Origin of the sequence: Kribbella sp. NPDC026611, from assembly GCF_040638345.1 — a bacterium.
GTDB lineage: Bacteria > Actinomycetota > Actinomycetes > Propionibacteriales > Kribbellaceae > Kribbella.
Genome location: NZ_JBEZYC010000004.1, coordinates 57,726 through 75,499, shown reverse-complemented (window position 1 = coordinate 75,499; position 17,774 = coordinate 57,726). Strand labels below are relative to the sequence as shown.

Annotated in this window: 16 protein-coding genes and 1 pseudogene; 7 read left to right on the top strand and 10 right to left on the bottom strand. The window is 68.8% G+C overall.

What is annotated here, in order from left to right; genetic code table 11:
* Window positions 1-42: 42 nt before the first annotated feature.
* From AB0E69_RS17480 to recA, 3 genes are all read right to left on the bottom strand, one after another.
* Window positions 43-558, bottom strand: a complete 516-nt coding sequence (locus AB0E69_RS17480; protein ID WP_360146171.1) for a regulatory protein RecX — start codon at window positions 556-558, stop codon at window positions 43-45.
* A 113-nt stretch (window positions 559-671) separates the two neighbouring features.
* Window positions 672-881 carry a hypothetical protein gene (locus AB0E69_RS17475; RefSeq protein WP_360146168.1) on the bottom strand — a complete coding sequence of 70 codons (210 nt, stop codon included), beginning with the start codon at window positions 879-881 and terminating at the stop codon, window positions 672-674.
* A gap of 1,787 nt (window positions 882-2,668) precedes the next feature.
* Window positions 2,669-3,742 (bottom strand): recombinase RecA, encoded by a 1,074-nt coding sequence (gene recA / locus AB0E69_RS17470; RefSeq protein ID WP_360146165.1) that lies wholly within the window; start codon window positions 3,740-3,742, stop codon window positions 2,669-2,671.
* 243 nt (window positions 3,743-3,985) lie between these two features.
* On the opposite strand from recA, the gene AB0E69_RS17465 reads away from it, so the two are divergent.
* Genes AB0E69_RS17465 through AB0E69_RS17455 form a run of 3 tightly spaced genes read left to right on the top strand, consistent with a single transcriptional unit; the run spans window position 3,986 to window position 5,370 of the window.
* Window positions 3,986-4,777 carry a hypothetical protein gene (locus AB0E69_RS17465; RefSeq protein ID WP_360146162.1) on the top strand — a complete coding sequence of 264 codons (792 nt, stop codon included), beginning with the start codon at window positions 3,986-3,988 and terminating at the stop codon, window positions 4,775-4,777.
* A 28-nt stretch (window positions 4,778-4,805) separates the two neighbouring features.
* On the top strand, window positions 4,806-5,087 hold the full coding sequence (locus AB0E69_RS17460) for a GrpB family protein (protein ID WP_360146159.1): 282 nt from the start codon (window positions 4,806-4,808) through the stop codon (window positions 5,085-5,087).
* A 10-nt stretch (window positions 5,088-5,097) separates the two neighbouring features.
* Window positions 5,098-5,370, top strand: coding sequence for a GrpB family protein (locus AB0E69_RS17455; RefSeq protein WP_360146156.1), 273 nt, complete (start codon window positions 5,098-5,100; stop codon window positions 5,368-5,370).
* Between the two features lie 30 nt (window positions 5,371-5,400).
* Here the strand turns inward: AB0E69_RS17455 and AB0E69_RS17450 are convergent, their stop codons facing one another.
* A complete protein-coding gene (locus AB0E69_RS17450; RefSeq protein ID WP_360146153.1) occupies window positions 5,401-5,595 on the bottom strand; it encodes a DUF3046 domain-containing protein in 195 nt (64 codons plus the stop codon).
* Window positions 5,592-6,755 carry a hypothetical protein gene (locus AB0E69_RS17445; RefSeq protein ID WP_360146150.1) on the bottom strand — a complete coding sequence of 388 codons (1,164 nt, stop codon included), beginning with the start codon at window positions 6,753-6,755 and terminating at the stop codon, window positions 5,592-5,594. Before AB0E69_RS17445 ends, AB0E69_RS17450 begins: the two co-directional genes overlap by 4 nt.
* Before the next feature lie 148 nt (window positions 6,756-6,903).
* Here AB0E69_RS17445 and AB0E69_RS17440 point away from each other — a divergent pair, with 148 nt between their 5' ends.
* From AB0E69_RS17440 to AB0E69_RS17430, 3 genes are read left to right on the top strand one after another with little or no spacing between them, the layout of a single operon-like run.
* The gene (locus AB0E69_RS17440) at window positions 6,904-11,550 is read left to right on the top strand and encodes an ATP-dependent helicase (protein ID WP_360146147.1); all 4,647 of its coding nucleotides are present in this window, start codon (window positions 6,904-6,906) and stop codon (window positions 11,548-11,550) included.
* An 11-nt stretch (window positions 11,551-11,561) separates the two neighbouring features.
* The gene (locus AB0E69_RS17435) at window positions 11,562-12,347 is read left to right on the top strand and encodes a DNA-formamidopyrimidine glycosylase family protein (protein WP_360146144.1); all 786 of its coding nucleotides are present in this window, start codon (window positions 11,562-11,564) and stop codon (window positions 12,345-12,347) included.
* Between the two features lie 60 nt (window positions 12,348-12,407).
* Window positions 12,408-12,893, top strand: coding sequence for a DUF4262 domain-containing protein (locus tag AB0E69_RS17430; RefSeq protein WP_360146141.1), 486 nt, complete (start codon window positions 12,408-12,410; stop codon window positions 12,891-12,893).
* 23 nt (window positions 12,894-12,916) lie between these two features.
* Here the strand turns inward: AB0E69_RS17430 and AB0E69_RS17425 are convergent, their stop codons facing one another.
* From AB0E69_RS17425 to AB0E69_RS17405, 5 genes and pseudogenes are all read right to left on the bottom strand, one after another.
* A complete protein-coding gene (locus AB0E69_RS17425; protein WP_360146138.1) occupies window positions 12,917-13,207 on the bottom strand; it encodes a helix-turn-helix transcriptional regulator in 291 nt (96 codons plus the stop codon).
* Window positions 13,208-13,370: 163 nt separating this feature from the next.
* Entirely contained in the window at window positions 13,371-13,865 is a 495-nt protein-coding gene (locus tag AB0E69_RS17420) for a CinA family protein (RefSeq protein ID WP_360146135.1), read from the bottom strand.
* Window positions 13,866-13,912: 47 nt separating this feature from the next.
* Entirely contained in the window at window positions 13,913-14,536 is a 624-nt protein-coding gene (pgsA, locus tag AB0E69_RS17415) for a CDP-diacylglycerol--glycerol-3-phosphate 3-phosphatidyltransferase (protein WP_360146132.1), read from the bottom strand.
* Complete coding sequence (locus AB0E69_RS17410; RefSeq protein ID WP_360148489.1) at window positions 14,533-14,751, bottom strand: hypothetical protein; 219 nt, start codon at window positions 14,749-14,751, stop codon at window positions 14,533-14,535. The genes pgsA and AB0E69_RS17410 overlap by 4 nt, the downstream gene beginning before the upstream one ends.
* Before the next feature lie 357 nt (window positions 14,752-15,108).
* Window positions 15,109-16,524, bottom strand: a pseudogene (locus AB0E69_RS17405) (radical SAM protein); the annotation flags it as partial.
* 154 nt (window positions 16,525-16,678) lie between these two features.
* On the opposite strand from AB0E69_RS17405, the gene AB0E69_RS17400 reads away from it, so the two are divergent.
* Entirely contained in the window at window positions 16,679-17,701 is a 1,023-nt protein-coding gene (locus AB0E69_RS17400) for a threo-3-hydroxy-L-aspartate ammonia-lyase (protein WP_360146129.1), read from the top strand.
* The last annotated feature ends 73 nt before the right edge of the window (window positions 17,702-17,774 follow it).

The following is a 17,774-nucleotide window of genomic DNA, read 5'->3' as shown; positions in this document are numbered from 1 at the left end:
TACCCGCCCACCGCCTGCATCACCTGTAGCCGACAACTTGGATCATTCAGGTTCCAAGCCCGACTCATTCAGGAGTGGGAACTCTTCGTGGCTCGCGTCCAGCTCCTGCTTGACGATGCTCATCGCGAGGCCGCCCGCATAACCCTTGCGCGCAAGCATTCCGATCAGCCGGCGCATCGCGACCTGGCGATCCAGCGAACGCATCGACCGCAGCTTCTTCCGCACGAGATCCCGAGCAGTCTCCTCTTCCTGCTCCGGATCGAGCTCTTCCAGCGCATCTCGCGCGAGCTCGTCATCCACCCCACGCCGCCGCAACTCCTGCGCCAACGCCCGCTTCCCCAACCCCCGCCCACGATGCCGGGACTCAACCCAGGCATTCGCAAACGCCGCATCATCAATCAACCCAACCTCAGCAAACCGATCCAGCACCTCACCGGCCACCTCGTCGTCAATCCCCCGCTCAGCCAACACCCCAGCCAACTCGGCCCGAGTCCGCGGCTGCCCACTCAACTTATCCAGCAAAATCCCCCGAGCCACCTGCCCCGGATCCTCATCCACCGGAGAATTCCCCACCACCTCATCCCCCGACCCCCGCCTCCGCCGCCCCCCAAACTCCCGCCGAACAACCCCACGCCGCCCCGCCCCCACCCCACCAACACGCTCCCCCGCCCCTACCACCGGAGCCGACGTACTCCCACCCGAAGCCACACCACCAGTCCCCCGCCGACCCACCACCGGCCCGTCCTCCACCGGCGCCTCCACCGCTCGTACGTCGTCCGCTCGTACGTCGTCCGCTCGTACGTCGTCCGCTCGTACGTCGTCCGCCGGTCCCCCGTCCGCTGGTACGTCGAGAGCTGGTGCCCCGTCCGCCACCACACCACCTGCCGGCACGTCGGCCCCCGCCACGTCCTCAGCTCGTACCTCGGGAGCTCTCACCCGACCCACCGCCAACGCCCGACCATCAGCCGAACCCACGTCCGCGGTCACAGCCGCCTCAATCAACTCCGGACCATTGGCCAAACTGACGTCAGCAGCAGCAGCCCCCCGCCCACCACCCGAACCCACATCCATCGAAGCCGCGCCGACCGCCTGAGTCGATTCCAGACCACCGGCCGAGCCCTCGCCCGCGCCAGCCGCCTCTACAAAGTCCGGACCAGCAGCCAAGCTGTCGTCCGCTGCAGCACTAGCCTCGCGTCGGTCGCCTGAGCCCGCGTCCACCGCGTCCACCGCAGCCGACCCAGCCAACGCGGCCGACCCACGCACCGCGGCCGATTCCCGGCCGCCGGTCGAGCTATCGTCCGCCCACACCTCGAGCCCCACGCCGACCTGTCCGCCGGCCCAATGACCCACGTGTCCGTCCGGCAGCTCACCGACCGGCTCGTCGGTCAGCTCGTCGCCGGCCTCGTCGAGCCGCGCGTCGGACGGCCCGCGTCTGGATGCACGCCTCTCAACTGCACCGCTGACGCCGCCGCCAAACTCGGCAGTGTCTGCACCCAGGTCGGTCTCACCCGCCCGACCAGCACCGACAACATGCGTCAGCCCAGAGGACCCATCAAGCGATGGCACATCGTCAGCGAATGCTCGAGCCTCAGCCAGCCGGGCAGCCGCGTTGGCCTCGTACGTCTTCGCAGGTCGCTCCCCCAGGTCACCCCAAGGATCAGCCGACCCCGCTGACGAATCACGCGCCGCAGCCCCCTGACGCCCCGACTTCCGACCTCGGCGACCACCCGATCGCTTCGCCCCAGCACCCGCGTCAGTCACGTCGCCAGCTCCGCCACCAGCGCCGCTCGCATCCCCGGACGCGCCATCAGCACCACCCGCGTCGCATGCTGAGCTGCCGGCGACGTCCGTTACTTCAGCGGAGGCAGTGTCCGGCTCGTCCCAGGGGTCTACGTACCCAACGGTCCGCCGAATAGAGCCGGTACGTCGGCGAGAACCATCCCAGTCCGCATCCGCAGCCTCGAACGACTCGTCTGCGTCTCCCCACGGATCACCCTGTCGACCACCAGAACTCCCACGACGAGCACTCACACCACCAGCACGACCCGAACCCGACCGACGCCCAGCGCCGGTGCGTTCAACAGACGCCTCGCCAGGAGAAGATCCCTCAGCATTATCACCACCAGAGCCGGAGCCGCCCTGCTCGCCGGCCCCACGCCCCGACCACCGCTCAGAGCTCGCCTTCCCCCGACCCCCACCTCGAGAGGCAGCGTCGCGGCCGGAGCTCCGGGAAACATCCCCACGGCGCGTCCCCCGAGAGCTGGCCCCACCGCTCACACCTCGGAAGCTGTCACCACTCTCCGCACCTCGAGGACCGTCGCCCGTAGAGCCGGAGGTTTCACCGCGGTTCGCGCCCCGAGAGTCGTCGCCACCACTCGTACTGCGGGACCTCGCATCGCGATCGGCGTACCGGGAATCCTCCCCACGGCCCGCACCACGGGGACTCTTGCCGCGACCCGCACCCCCACCCCCGTCCGCGGTGTCCGGACTGCGGGAAGGATCACCGCGGTTCGGACGGCTTGCAGGAGATGGCGAGGGCGGACCCTGGGCCAGGAGTTTCCGAGCGAGGGCCAGGCGCTCCTCGTGGGGTAGAGACAGGGCCGCGGGGGCAGCGTCGTCGGCAGGGGTGGTTGGCTGCCGGGGGACGCTGCCGCCCGCGGGGGGTCGATCAGAAGTCGACATCGACCTCGGCCGTGGCGGCCTCGGCGGCCGGGGCGTCGAGGGTCGGGCCGATGCCCATCTTCTCCTTGATCTTCTTCTCCAGCTCGTTGGCGAGGTCGGGGTTGTCGCGCAGGAAGTTCCGCGCGTTCTCCCGGCCCTGGCCGAGCTGGTCGCTCTCGTAGGTGAACCAGGCGCCGGCCTTGCGGACGAAGCCCTGATCCACCCCGAGGTCGAGCAGGCTGCCCTCACGGCTGATGCCCTGCCCGTAGATGATGTCGAACTCGGCCTGCTTGAACGGCGGGGCCACCTTGTTCTTCACGACCTTGACGCGGGTCCGGTTGCCGACCACATCGGTACCGTCCTTCAGCGACTCGATCCGGCGCACGTCCAGCCGCACCGACGCGTAGAACTTCAGCGCCTTACCACCGGTCGTCGTCTCCGGGGAGCCGAACATGACGCCGATCTTCTCGCGCAACTGGTTGATGAAGATCGCGGTCGTGTTCGTCCCGCTGACCGCACCGGTCATCTTCCGCAGCGCCTGGCTCATCAGCCGGGCCTGCAGACCGACGTGGCTGTCACCCATCTCGCCCTCGATCTCGGCGCGCGGCACCAGCGCGGCCACCGAGTCGATCACGACGATGTCGATCGCGCCGGAGCGGACCAGCATGTCGGCGATCTCGAGCGCCTGCTCACCGGAGTCCGGCTGCGAGACCAGCAGCGCGTCGGTGTCGACACCCAGCTTCCGCGCGTACTCCGGGTCGAGAGCGTGCTCGGCGTCGATGAACGCCGCGATACCGCCGGCCCGCTGCGCGTTCGCCACCGCGTGCAGCGCGACCGTCGTCTTACCGGAGGACTCCGGACCGTAGATCTCCACCACGCGACCGCGCGGCAGACCACCGATCCCGAGCGCGATGTCGAGCGCGATCGAACCGGTCGGGATGACCTCGATCGGCGGCCTGTTCTGCTCCCCCAAGCGCATGACCGAACCCTTGCCGCACTGCCGCTCGATCTGCGTCAGCGCGGTCGCAAGCGCCTTCTCGCGATCGGCCGCCGCGCGCTCCGCACTCGCTGCACCCGCCATGTGATTGCCACCTGACCCATCTGAATAATCCGGGGCCGTCACCGGCTGCCCGAAGGAACTTCGTTGTCGACAGAGAAGGTATTGGTTGCCACCGACAGTTTTCGTCGTCACTTCGAATCTGTGGACAACAACCCGCCACCTTCAGGGCACCAAAGTATCCCGAACACGTGTTCGAATCACAACTGACACGCCGAAGCTGCCCCGGCAACCATTCCGGCCCCCGGAGTCCCTACCCTTGCGGTCGTGACAGAGCGTCCCGACGTCCCCGACTCGGCGGTGGTCCTGGCCCTCAGCCGGGTCGAGTTCGGCATCGACTCCGTGCTCGACGCGCTGCGTACCCAGGACCCGTTCGGCATCCGGAGCATCTTGACCGAGTACTCCGCCCAGGAGCAACCCAACCTGGCCGAGAAGGCACTGATCCTGGCGATCGACCGGCTGCTGAAGATGAAGGTTCCGGGGCACGCCGAGTGGCCGACGTTGCCGCTGGCGCAGCGCTGCGACTGGTGGGTCGAGCGGCTGGGCGGGTTCGCCGCGGTCGTTGCCGGACTCCCCCGGCTCAGCGGTGCGGCCGCCGATCGCCTGCCGATCAAGGACACCCTCGGCGCATCCGTCCAGGCGATGGTGATCGGTGCCGTCTGCCGCGAGTACGGCGTGGACGCGCACGCGGACCGTACTGCGGTCATCGCCCGGATCCTGACCGACCGGCCGATCACTCCGGACGACGTGCTCAAGTACGACGACCCGACCGTCGCCGGACAGGATGTCGCGAAGCAGCTGGGCCTCGGCGACGACTCCGACGAGGCTGGGCTGCGCAAGGGCGTGCGACTGGTGTGGCGGATCAGCAAGCTGTTCGGTGGCCTCGGTGAGGTCTTCGAGGAGCGCCCTCGCGGCAGCCTCGGTGCGCGGTTCATCGGCAAGTTCCCGGGCGTCGGAGTCGTCGGTGGGTTCTTCGACGAGCGGAAGGCCATCAAGAAGGCGGCGTACGAGGCGGGCGACCTGCTCACCACCAGCGCGTTCCGGGTCAAGCCTGTTTGAACGGCGGCCGTCCTGAAATGATCTCGGCATGACTGGGATCGTCATCGCGCGACCGGACGAGAGCTGGCCCGCGCAGTACGAGAAGACCGCGGACGCAGTCGGCCGTCTCCTCGGCGATGTGGCCCAGCGGATCGACCACATCGGGTCTACCTCGGTGCCCCGCCTGCCGGCCAAGGACATCATCGACATGCAGGTCACGGTGGCCACCGAGCCCGAGCTGGACGACGTGGTGGAGCGCATGGTGGCCGGCGGACTGGGAGCTCCGTCCGCCGCGACGCGACCACCCCGTGCCCGGCCTACCCACCGATGAGGGGCAGTGGGTGAAGCGCCTGCTGGTCGAGCCGATGTACCGGCGCCGGGTCAACCTCCACATTCGCGTCGCCGGACGGGCCAACCAGCGCTACGCGCTGCTGTTCCGCGACTACCTCCGCAGCCATCCCGAGACCGCCCGGGCGTACGCCGTCTTCAAGCAGCAGGCGGCCGCACTCCGCCTCGAGATCGGCGACTACAGCGATCTGAAGGACCCGGTGTGCGACCTGATCTACCTGCCAGCAGAGGAATGGGCCGCTCGGACCGGCTGGGACGTGCGCTGAACGTAGTACCTGGCAACGATTAGCAGGACGTCACCGATCGCTCGCCGGGAGCTGGAGGTGAGCCCAGACGGCTCGCCAGACCAGCTTGGCCGGCTCGCCGTCGGCCAGGGCCTCGACGACCGTGCGGCCGTCGAGCTCCTGGACCACCTGGGTCTCTGCCCAGGTCCGTGCGTAGGCGGGACCGAGATGCTGATCCATCCGCGCCCAGAATTCCGTCAGTCTCATGCCTGCCCGTCGTCGTCCTTCGGCGGCGGTCCCCACCCGCCCTGCTGACCCCGCTGAGGCGCCGACGGACCACCCTGCTGCTGTCCCCAACCACCCTGTTGCTGCGGAGGCTGCTGACCGTACTGCGGCGGCTGGCCGGGCTGCTGGCCCTGACCAGGCTGCTGTGGCTGCTGCCCCCATCCACCCTGGCCCTGCTGGCCTTGTTGCGGAGGCTGCTGCCCCTGCTGCGGCGGCTGTCCCTGCGGTCCCCACTGCCCTTGGCCTGGCTGGCCGTGCGGCGGCTGAGGTTGTCCAGGGTACTGCGGCTGCCCAGGCTGACCTGGGTATTGCTGACCCGGCTGTCCCTGACCCGGGTACTGCCCCGGCTGACCGCCGTACGGACCCGGCTGCCCCGGGTACTGACCACCGGGACCAGGCTGTCCGTACGGCTGCTGACCGTACCCAGGCTGACCCGGATACTGCCCGTACTGACCAGGCTGGCCTGGGTACTGCCCCGGGTACTGCGGGCCGTAGCCCTGCTGCGCCTTCGCCTTGCGACCGCGCAGGAGGAAGAACACGACCGCACCGATCGCCAGCAACAGCAGCACAACGATCAGCGCGATGGCCCAGGCCGGGAAGCCGCCGCCGGCCTCGGACGTCAGCGAGACCTTGCCGAGCTTGTCGAGGCTGTCGTACGTCGCCGTCCGGCCGCTGATCTTGGCACCGTCGTCGTGCTCGAGGATCTTGCCGGGCATGGTGATCTTGAAGTTCACCTCGGGCGACGAACCGGACGGGACCTGCCCCAGGTTGGAGTCCTTCACCGCGACCGTGACCTTGTTGCCGTCCTTGCGGAACGACACGCCGTCGCCGCTGGAGCTGCCCATCTTGTCGAACGGCACGCTCTCGAACGTGCAGCTCGAACCGACCCACTTGTCCTCTTCGTACGGCTTGCAGGTGACGCCGTCGGTGGTCGTCTGCTTGATCGAGTCGTCGATCCGCTTCCGGATCTGGTCGAGCGACTGGCCACTGGACTGCAGCAGCTGTTTGTCGACCCCGAGCTTCATCGTGCCCGAGACCGTCTCGTTCGACCCGACCTTCAGGTCGGCGTCGAGCTGGACGCACCCGGTCAGGCCGACCAGACAGGCCACGACGACGAGCGCGGCACGTACGCGGTTCATCATGCGCCGATCATTCCAGACGCGGGGGACAACATCGGCACCGGACGGAGGGGTGTGCTCACCGTCGGCGACAGAAGTCCGGATGAGTTCCGGAAACGGCAGGAAAAGTGCCGACGGAGTTCCGTGAAAACTGTCGGTAGCACCCGGCAAGATGGGCGACGTGAAGAAAACCAGCGCGTTGAGCCGGTTCTCGCCCGCGACCCGGGCGTGGTTCGGCGACGTCTTCGAGGCGGCCACCCCGGCCCAGCTCGAGGCGTGGGACGCGATCACCGCGGGCCGGGACGCACTGGTGGTTGCCCCGACCGGCTCCGGGAAGACCCTGGCGGCCTTCCTCTGGGCGCTCGACCGGCTGGCCACCACGCCACCGCCGAGTGATCCGAAGCTGCGCTGTCGCGTGCTGTATGTATCGCCGCTGAAGGCGCTCGCGGTCGACGTCGAGCGCAACCTGCGCGCGCCGCTGATCGGCATCCGCGAGACCGCCCGCAGGCTGGGCGAGGCACCGCTCGACGTCGAGGTCGCGGTACGTTCGGGTGACACCCCGGCTGGCGAGCGGCGACGGTTCGCCACCCGCCCTTCCGACGTACTGATCACCACTCCTGAGTCCTTGTTCCTGCTGCTGACCTCGCAGGGCCGCGAGTCGTTGCGTGGCGTGGAGACGGTCATCGTCGACGAGGTGCACGCGGTCGCCGGGACCAAACGCGGTGCCCACCTGGCGCTGACGCTGGAGCGGCTGGACGCACTGTTGCCGAAGCCGGCGCAGCGGATCGGTCTATCGGCGACTGTGCGGCCGGTCGACGAGGTAGCGCGGTTCCTCGGCGGCGAGCGGCCGGTGACGGTCGTGCAGCCCAAGTTCACCAAGCAGTGGGATCTGAGCGTCGTCGTGCCGGTCGAGGACATGGCCGAACTCGCTGCGACCGAGATCGAGACGTCAGGATCGGCGGCCGGTCCCCCGCAGCACGCGTCCATCTGGCCGCATGTCGAGGAGCAGGTCTTCGATCTCATTGCCCAGCACAGTTCGACGATCGTCTTCGCGAACTCGCGCCGTCTGGCCGAGCGCCTCACCGCCAGGCTGAACGAAATCGCTGCCGAGCGAGCCGAGTTGGAGCTGCCCGAGCTAGGGTCACCGGCCCAGCTGATGGCGCAGTCCGGTGGATCGCTCGCGGCACCGCCCCTGATCGCGCGGGCTCACCACGGCTCGGTCAGCAAGGAGCAACGGGCTTTGATCGAGGCTGACCTGAAGTCCGGTCGGCTTCCGTGCGTCGTCGCCACCAGCAGTCTCGAGCTCGGCATCGACATGGGAGCAGTCGATCTAGTCATCCAGGTCGAAGCACCGCCGTCGGTGGCCAGTGGGCTCCAGCGCGTCGGCCGAGCGGGTCACCAGGTCGGTGCCGTGTCGCGTGGCGTGCTGTTCCCCAAGTTCCGTGGCGATCTGATTGACACGGCTGTAGTCGTGCAGCGCATGCGCGAGGGGCTGATCGAGAACCTGCACATCCCGGCCAACCCGCTCGACGTGCTGGCGCAGCAGATCGTGTCGATCGTCGCGCTCGACACGATCAATGTGGACGACCTCTTCGCTCTGGTACGGCGATGCGCACCGTTCGCGACGCTGCCGCGATCGGCCTACGACGGGGTGCTCGACATGCTCTCGGGTCGGTACCCGTCGGACGAGTTCGCGGAGCTGCGACCGCGGATCGTGTTCGACCGGGTCAGTGGCGAGATCTCGGGTCGGCCGGGTGCGCAGCGGCTCGCCGTGACGAGTGGTGGGACGATCCCGGACCGCGGCCTCTTCGGTGTGTTCCTGGTCGGCGAGTCGACGAACCACCGGGTCGGCGAGCTCGACGAGGAGATGGTCTACGAGTCGCGAGTCGGCGACGTGTTCACCCTCGGCGCGTCGAGCTGGCGGATCGAGGACATCACCCACGACCGGGTCCTGGTCTCCCCTGCTCCGGGTCAGCCAGGCCGCCTGCCGTTCTGGAAGGGCGATGCGGTCGGTCGCCCGGCCGAGCTCGGCGCCGCGACCGGTGCCTTCGTCCGGAAGATGGCATCGCTCTCCGCCGGCAAGGCGGTAGCGCGAGCGCGGGACGCCGGCCTGGACGAGTACGCCGCGAACAACCTGGTTTCCTATCTCGCCGAGCAGCGCGAGGCGACGAGCCGGGTGCCGGACGACGTGACGATCCTGGTGGAGCGGTTCCGCGACGAGCTTGGCGACTGGCGGGTCTGCATCCACTCGCCGTACGGCGGCCAGGTGCACGGACCGTGGGCGCTCGCGATCGCCGCGCGGCTGCGCGAGCGGTACGGGATGGATGCGCAGTCGGTGTCGGGCGACGACGGGATCGTGCTGCGGCTGCCGGAGACGGACGAGGCGCCGCCCGGTGCGGATCTCGTGTTGTTCGATCCGGCGGAGATCGAGGACCTGGTCACTGCCGAGGTCGGGGGGTCGGCGCTGTTCGCGGCGCGGTTCCGGGAGTGCGCCGCGCGCGCGTTGTTGCTGCCGCGGCGCAATCCTGGCCGACGCTCGCCGTTGTGGCAGCAGCGGCAGCGGTCGGCGCAGTTGTTGAGCGTGGCAAGCAAGTTCGGCTCGTTCCCGATCGTGCTGGAGACGTTGCGCGAGGTGCTGCAGGACGTTTACGACCTGCCGGCGTTGAAGGACCTGCTCACCGGGATCAGCGAGCGGCGGATCTCGGTGGTCGAGGTCGAAACGCCCGAGGCTTCACCGTTCGCGAAGTCGTTGCTGTTCGGCTACGTGGGCGCGTTCATGTACGAGGGCGACAGCCCGCTCGCCGAGAAGCGTGCAGCCGCGCTCGCGCTGGATCAGAGCCTGCTCGCCGAGCTGCTGGGCCGGACCGAGCTGCGCGAACTCCTCGATGCAGAGGTCGTGCTGCGGACCGAGGCCGAGCTGCAGCGACTGGCGGAGGATCGCAGAGCGCGCGACGCCGAAGGATTGTTCGACGTCCTGCGGCTGGTCGGTCCGCTGTCGTTGCCGGAGGCGTCGCAGCGTTGCGTGGACGGATCGGATGCGGAGTCCTGGCTGACGTCGCTGGCGGCAGCCCGACGCGTCGTGCGGGTTCGCATCGCCGGTGAGCATCGGTGGGCCGTGGTCGAGGATGTCGCGCGGCTGCGCGACGCACTCGGCGTACCGCTGCCACCTGGCGTTGCCGAGGCGCATGCCGAGCCGGTTGCGGATCCGCTGGGCGATCTGGTGTCTCGGTATGCGCGGACCCACGGTCCGTTCCGGGCGATCGATCTTGCGACGCACTTCGGGGTCGGAGTGGCGGTCGTGACGGATGCACTGCGGCGGTTGGGTGCGGCCGGTCGCGTCGTCGAGGGCGAGTTCCTGCCGGGTGGGATCGCGCTCGAGTGGTGTGACAGCGAAGTCCTGCGTCTGCTCCGTCGGCGGTCGCTGGCCGCGCTGCGCAAGGAGGTCGAGCCGGTCGATCCGTCGGCGCTCGCCCGCTTCCTGCCCGCGTGGCAAGGGATCACCAGCAGCCGCGGCCGTGGGTACGACGTACTCCTCGGAGCGGTCGAGCAGCTCGCCGGATGCGCGGTGCCGGCGTCGGCGCTCGAGTCGATCGTGCTGCCGTCGCGGGTGCCTGGGTACCAGCCGTCGATGCTGGACGAGCTGACCGCCACCGGTGAGGTGGTGTGGGCGGGTTCCGGTTCGTTGCCGGGCACGGATGGTTGGGTATCGCTGCATCTGGCGGACAACTGCGACTTGACGCTGCCGGATCCAGATCCTGGGTTGGAGCTTGGCGACACCCACCAGGCGGTGCTCGACGCGCTCGCTGGTGGCGGTGCGTTCTTCTTCCGGCAGCTGAGCGACGCGGTCGGTTCGGCTGCGGGTGTGGTCGACGACGAGACCTTGGTCGGCGTTCTGTGGGACTTGGTGTGGGGTGGATATCTGACCAACGACACGCTCACGCCGGTCCGATCTCTGGTCGGTGGCGGCCGCGGCAGTCATCGGACACGCCGTACGACGCCTCGCGCTCGGCCTGGTCGTCCGATGCGACCTGGTCGGCCCGCGATGCCTGCGCGCAGCGGACCGCCGACAGCCGGCGGGCGCTGGTCGTTGCTGCCGGCCCGCAGCGAGGACGCGACTCGACGAGCGCATGCCGCGGCGGAGACGCTGCTGGATCGCTACGGGATCGTCACGCGCGGCTCGGTGATCACCGAGCGGACGCCGGGTGGGTTTGCGGCGATCTACAAGGTGTTGAGTGCCTTCGAGGAGTCCGGTCGGTGTCGGCGCGGGTACTTCGTTGCAGGCCTGGGTGCCGCACAGTTCGCGCTGCCGGGGGCAGTGGATCGGCTCCGTGCATTGGCTGAGCTGCCGTCGTCGACTCCCGGTTCGGATGGACCGTTCGGTCCGGCGGGGCGATTCGGTCCGGGTGGCCGCAGTACTGGCGCCGGCCGGCGAAAGGACGAGGAACTGACAGCGCGCGCCGTCGTACTGGCCGCGTCCGATCCTGCGAATCCGTATGGTGCCGCGCTCCCCTGGCCTGAGCGAGAAAGCGCAGGTGGTCATCGGCCTGGACGGAAGGCCGGTGCGCTCGTCGTGATGGTCGACGGCCAGCTGATCGTGTACGTCGAACGCGGCGGGCGGACCGTGCTGAGCTTCACCGAGGATCCGGACTTGTTGCAGCCGGCGGTGGATGCGCTCGCGTTGTCGATCCGTGACGGGCAGCTCGGCAAGCTCAGCGTGGAGACTGCCGATGGCGAGCAGGTCCGCCATACTGCGTTCGGTGATGCACTGGCGAAGGCCGGCTTCCATGCGACGCCGCGAGGCCTGCGGCTCCGGGCCTGAGGGCGGGTGAGATGCCCGAGGGCGACACCGTCTGGCGAGCCTGCAAGCGGCTCAACCAGGCGCTCGGTAGGCAGGAGCTGCTGCGCACGGACTTTCGCGTCCCATCGCTGGCAACGACCGACCTGAGCGGACGGACCATGCTCGAAGTCGTTGCTCGCGGCAAGCATATCCTGATGCGGATGTCCGGCGGACTGACCTTGCACAGCCACTTCCGGATGGACGGGAGCTGGCACGTGTACCGGCCGGGTGAGCGGTGGCGTGGCGGACCTGACCACGAGATCCGGGCGGTTCTCGAGACGGGTGCGTGGACGGCGGTCGGCTATCGGCTGCCCGTGCTCGACCTCGTCGCGACCGATGACGAGAAGAGCGTGGTGGGGCATCTCGGGCCGGATCTGCTGTCGCCGTCGTTCGATCGGGAGCTCGCGATCGCCAACGTCTCGGCGGATCCCGGCCGCACCATCAGCGAGGCATTGCTCGATCAGCGGAACCTCGCCGGGATCGGCAACTTCTATCGCGTCGAGGTGTGCTTCCTGCTCGGACTGCACCCCTGGCGCCCGGTCTCGAGCGTCGACGTCTCGGCGGCCGTCGACCTCAGCCGCAAGCTGATGAAGGCGAACGTCCGCAACGGCACGCAGGTGAGCACGGGTGTCGACCGGCCCGGCCAGCGCTCCTGGGTGTTCGAACGCGGCGGCAAACCCTGCCGCCGCTGCGGTACGACGATCCTCAGCGGAGAGCTCGGTGAGCCGACACGCCAGCGGATCACCTACTGGTGCCCCGCCTGCCAACCCGAGAACTGACCTGTGGACAACGCGCTCGGCGACGCAGAACGCGGATATCTTCTCTGACAAATCGAACGAATGTTCGAGCGAGAGGAGATGACGATGTGCGACCGGTGCGCGGGAATGACCGACGAGCAGTACTCCCGGCAGATCGAGCGAAACCTCGAGACGTACGGCTGGACCATGCAGTACGTCGAGGGTGACGGTGACCGCAATCCCGGCTTCGGATACACGATCGGGCTCAGTCTCCGCCAGCATCCCGAGATCATCCTGTTCGATCCTGATCCAGCCTGGAGCTACCTGGTGCTCAAGCCGCTCGCCTGGGCGGTGCTGGAGGGCGCCGTGTTCGACGAGGGCGACGACCTGTCCGCCTTCTTCCCGCCGCCGGACTCCGCGGAGCTGCTCCGCTTCCCCGACCCGGCGACGCACCTCTTGGTGGCAAACGAGCTGTTCCAAGGGCGGGGCGAAGGGCCGCTGACTGCGCTGCAGCTCGTTTGGCCCACGCGGACTGCGCTCATCAAGCCGCTCGGCGATCGCCGTCCAGCTGAGGGGAACGCCCGATGAACAACCTCGAGCAGCGCCTGACGTCAGGCGGCGGAGGCGACGACCTCGGCCTCGATGGTCGGGTGGGCCAGGACCAGGGCCTCCTCGCGGGCAAGATCCTCGCTGACCTCGGCGAAGACCGTCGACAGCGGCACGTCGAGAGCCGTGCAGATGGCGGCCAGCAACTCGCTGGAGGCTTCCTTCTGACCCCGCTCGACCTCGGACAGGTAGCCAAGACTCACCCGGGCGTCAGCAGACACCTCGCGGAGAGTGCGCCCCTGGCGCAGCCGCTTACGCCGCAGCACGTCGCCCAGCAGGCCACGAACCAGCACCATGAGGTTTCTCCCTTCCGCCCGACCGGTCGTCTCTACCCGCACGGTAGCTCGACCGTAGGAACCAACGGTACCCGTTGCCGGGTCACTACTTCTCGCAATGTCCACCTTCGGTGCGCCGTGCCAGTCTGCCTTACCTGTCCCCATGCTGGTCTCAACACCCCGTTCAGTCGAGTTCTTCCGTCACTAATGTGGCTCCGAGTTCCAGGACGGCCAGCACACTTCCCCGACGGACAGCAGTGCGGTCACCGGTCAGCTGGAGCTTCTGCACCCGCACGGACTCCGGTCCAGCCGCTGCGACGTACACCGTGCCGGCCTGAATACCTGCCTGCGGGTCCGGACCTGCCACACCGGTCGTCGCAAGCCCGTAGTCGGCCTCCAGGCGCTCTCGCACACCTTTGGCCAGGGCTGCGGCCGTGTCCGGGTGCACGGGGCCCACAGCGGCCAGAAGATCCTCTGGCACGCCCGCAAGCTTGGCCTTCAGGTCAGTCGCGTAGACGACCACACCACCCCGATACACAGCGGACACCCCCGGTACGTCCGTCAACGCTGCCCCGACCATCCCACCCGTCAACGACTCAGCGGTGGCCAGCGTCACGCCGTGCTGCTTCAGCAGTTCGACCAAGCGGGTCGTTGCCGCCTCGAAGCCGTCTCCGGTCACTCGTTACCTCCTGCGGATCTGGCCGGCGCCCGAGACTCGCGGACCGACTAGGGAAGCGGTCGTTTCGCGGCTGCGCGGAGGCGGAGGGCGCGGCCGACGTAGTCAACACCCGTCGCGATCGTGACGATGACGGCTGCGGCCATGATCACGATCGCGGCCCAGTGCAGCACTGCGATCTCCTGCCAAGGGAGCAGGTAGAGGCCGAGGGCGATCGCCTGCAGCACGGTCTTGAGCTTGCCCCCACGACTGGCCGGCATCACGCCGTGCCGGATCACCCAGAAGCGGAGCGCAGTGACGCCCCACTCGCGGACCATGACGACGACGGTCACCCACCACGGGAGTTCGCCGAGGTAGGACAGGCCGATGAACGCGGCGCCGGTGAGCGCCTTGTCGGCGATCGGGTCGGCGATCTTGCCGAAGTTCGTGACCAGGTTCCAGCGGCGGGCGATGTCGCCGTCGAAGCGGTCGGTGACGATCGCGACGACGAAGGCGGCGGTGGCGAGCAGGCGGTTGCCGTCGGTGTGGCCGCCGTCGCGGAGCAGCAGCCAGACGAAGAGCGGGACCAGGACCAGCCGCAGGACCGTCAGCGCGTTCGGCACGTTCCAGGCGCTGGGCGCGTGCAGGTGCCCGCCGGCAGCGTGTGGTGCCGGGTTCGGCGGCGGGTTGGTCACGCGGTCAGGTTAGCTGCCCGGCGGCTGTCCGGCGTGCTCACGAGTGCCGCGAACTCCGCAATCAGGTCAACTCCGTCGCTCCCGACCACCTTTGCCGAGACCAGGTCGCCGACCCGGACGCCGGCGGGCAGCCCGATCACGGTCGTCGAGCCGTCCACCTCGGGGCCCTGGTGTGCGGCGCGTCCTTCGCCGGTCCGCCCCTCGGTGGCCTCCACCGCGGCCCACTCGCCGTCGACGCTCTCGGCCTCGGCACCCTCGGCCTCGGAGCTGTCCGGCTCGGCGTTCTTCAACTCGGCGCTGTCGGCGTCAGTCGTCTCGTCGGGGTCAGTCGTCTCGTCGGGGGCGTCGGCGGAGTCGGTGAGGGACTCGATGATGATTTCGGCGAGCTCGCCGATGCGGGACTCGGCGCGGGCCGAGGTCAGGTCTTCGGCGAGGCGAGTGACGCGGTCCAGGCGGGCGGCGATGACGTCCTCGTCGAGCTTGCCGTCGTACGTCTCGGCCTCGGTGCCGTCCTCGTCGGAGTACCCGAAGACGCCGATCGCATCCAGGCCGGCGCGGGACAGGAAGTCGCAGAGGATGTCGACGTCCGCTTCGGTCTCACCCGGGAAGCCGACGATGACATTGCTGCGGATCCCGGCGGTCGGCGCGGTGGCGCGGACCTGGGCGATCAGTTCGAGGAACCGCTCGGAGTCACCGAAGCGACGCATCCGGCGGAGCAGCGGGCCGGACGCGTGCTGGAAGGAGAGATCGAAGTACGGGACGACGCCTGGCGTGGACGTCATCGCGGCGATCAAGGTCGGGCGCATCTCGGCGGGCTGGAGGTACGAGACGCGGACGCGGGTGATGCCGGGGACCTCGGCGATCTCGCCGACCAGGGTCTCGAGCAGACGGAGGTCACCGAGATCCTTGCCGTACGAGGTGGAGTTCTCGGAAACGAGGAAGAGCTCGCGTACGCCGTTCTCGGCGAGCCACTCGGCTTCGCGGAGTACCTCTCCGGGCCGGCGGGACATGAACGCGCCGCGGAACATCGGGATCGCGCAGAACGCACACCGCCGGTCGCAGCCGGATGCCAGCTTCAACGGCGCCATCGGCCCACCGTCGAGCCGCCGCCGCACCACTCGCGGCCCACTGGCCGGCGCGGTGGCAAGGTCCGGCGCATCAATCCGCAGCTCCTCCGGCGCGCCCGTAACCATCCGCCCCTTGAGCTCCCGCCGCCCACCCCCGCCTGCGACGCCATCCTGCCCAGCGGAGCCGTCGAGCCCGGCGATGCCTTCGCCCTCCAGGGCGCGGTCGGGCCCAGCGGTGCCGTTGAACCCAGCGATGACCTCGCCCTCCGGGGCGCCGTCGCGCCGATCGGCATTGCCGTGCCCATCGGCGCTGTGGTGCCCATTGGCGCTGCTGCGCTTGGTGGCGTCTGGCTTGGCGCCTGCGTCCTGGCCGGCGGTTTGGTCCGCGGTTGGCTTGAGGGCGTCGGGGATGTGGGTGCCGACTGCGGTGGTGATGGCGTTCGGTGCGTGGGGCTCTGGGTGGTTACCGTGGCCGGGGATGGCTACGCCGGGGGTGGCGTGGCGGTCGGCCGGGGCTAGTGGCAGGAGCTTGCGCCGGTCGTGCGGGACGTGGGCCTGGTGCTTGGTGCCGGAGAGGATGCTGCGGAGCCGGTCGGAGATGTCGGCGTAGTCGTCGAAGCTGAGTACGGCGTCGGTCTCGGGGAGCGCGTCGGCGAGTTGTTCGCCGTACCGCTCGGCGAGGCAGCCTACGGCGACGACGGCCTGAGTGCGGCCGGTCTCCTTGTAGTCGGCGGCTGCGAGGAGGGTGTCGACGGAGTCCTTCTTCGCGGCTTCGACGAACCCGCAGGTGTTCACCACCACCGTGTCTGCCTCGGCGGCGTCGTCAACGAGCTGGAACCCACCGGCTTCGAGCCGACCGGCCAGTTCCTCGGAGTCGACATCGTTCCGGGCACAGCCCAGCGTGACCAGGGCAACGGTGATGGGTGGCGTAGTCATCCCCCCGAGTATGACTCCCCGTGCACGCCCACACCTAACTCACCCAACCGTCCTCACCCGCACACCACCCCACCCGCTCACCACTCCAGGCCCCCCAGCCCAGTCTCGCGCGGGAGGTTGGGTGTGGTGTGAGGGTGGGGTGGGCGCGCGTATTTATAGTCGGGCGTTCGGGCTGAGGTGGTGGTTAGGAGCGGTGTTGATGGTTGTGGTGCCGGGTTATGGGGATGTGGTGGGGGCTGCGGCGCGAGTTGGTGGGGTTGCGCATCGGACGCCGGTGTTGCGGTCTCGGCGGGTGGATGGGGAGGTGGGGGCGGAGGTGGTGTTCAAGTGTGAGAATTTTCAGCGGATGGGGGCGTTCAAGTTTCGCGGGGCGTTCAACGCGTTGTCGCAGTTCAGTGCCGAGCAGCGCCGGGCGGGGGTGGTGGCGTACTCGTCGGGGAATCATGCGCAGGCGATTGCGTTGGCGGCGCAGTTGCTGGGGATTCCGGCGACGATTGTGATGCCGGCTGATGCGCCGGCGATGAAGGTGGCGGCTACCAAGGGGTACGGCGGGGAGGTCGTCGTCTTCGACCGGTACACCGAGGATCGTGAGGAGATCGGGCGGGCGTTGGCGGAGGAGCGGGGGCTTACGTTGATTCCGCCGTACGACCATCCGCACATCATTGCTGGGCAGGGTACGGCGGCGAAGGAGTTGTTCGAGGAGGTCGGAGAGCTGGATGCGCTGTTTGTGCCGGTGGGTGGTGGTGGGCTGATTTCCGGCAGTGCGCTGAGTGCTCGGGCGTTGGCTCCTGCGTGCGAGATTTATGGCGTTGAGCCGGAGGCGGGGAACGACGGGCAGCAGTCGTTGCGGCAGGGGTCGATCGTGCACATTGAGACGCCGAACACGATTGCGGACGGGGCGCAGACGCAGCACCTCGGGGTGTACACGTTCGAGATCATTCGTCGGGAGGTGACCGACATTCTCACCGCAACTGACGCGGAGCTGGTGGACGCGATGCGGACCCTGGCGGCCACGTTGAAGATTGTGGTGGAGCCGACGGGGTGCCTCGGGTTTGCTGCGGTTCGCAAGCTCCCGGATCACCTGCGCGGAAAGCGAGTCGGCGTGATCCTCAGCGGGGGCAACGTAGACATGGACCGCTTCGCAGCCCTACTCGCCGGTTAAGCAACCTGCCCGTCGGCGAGGGTCGGCTTGCCGGCTGACGCTCCACTCGCGGGCTGAGCGCTCTGCACGGCCA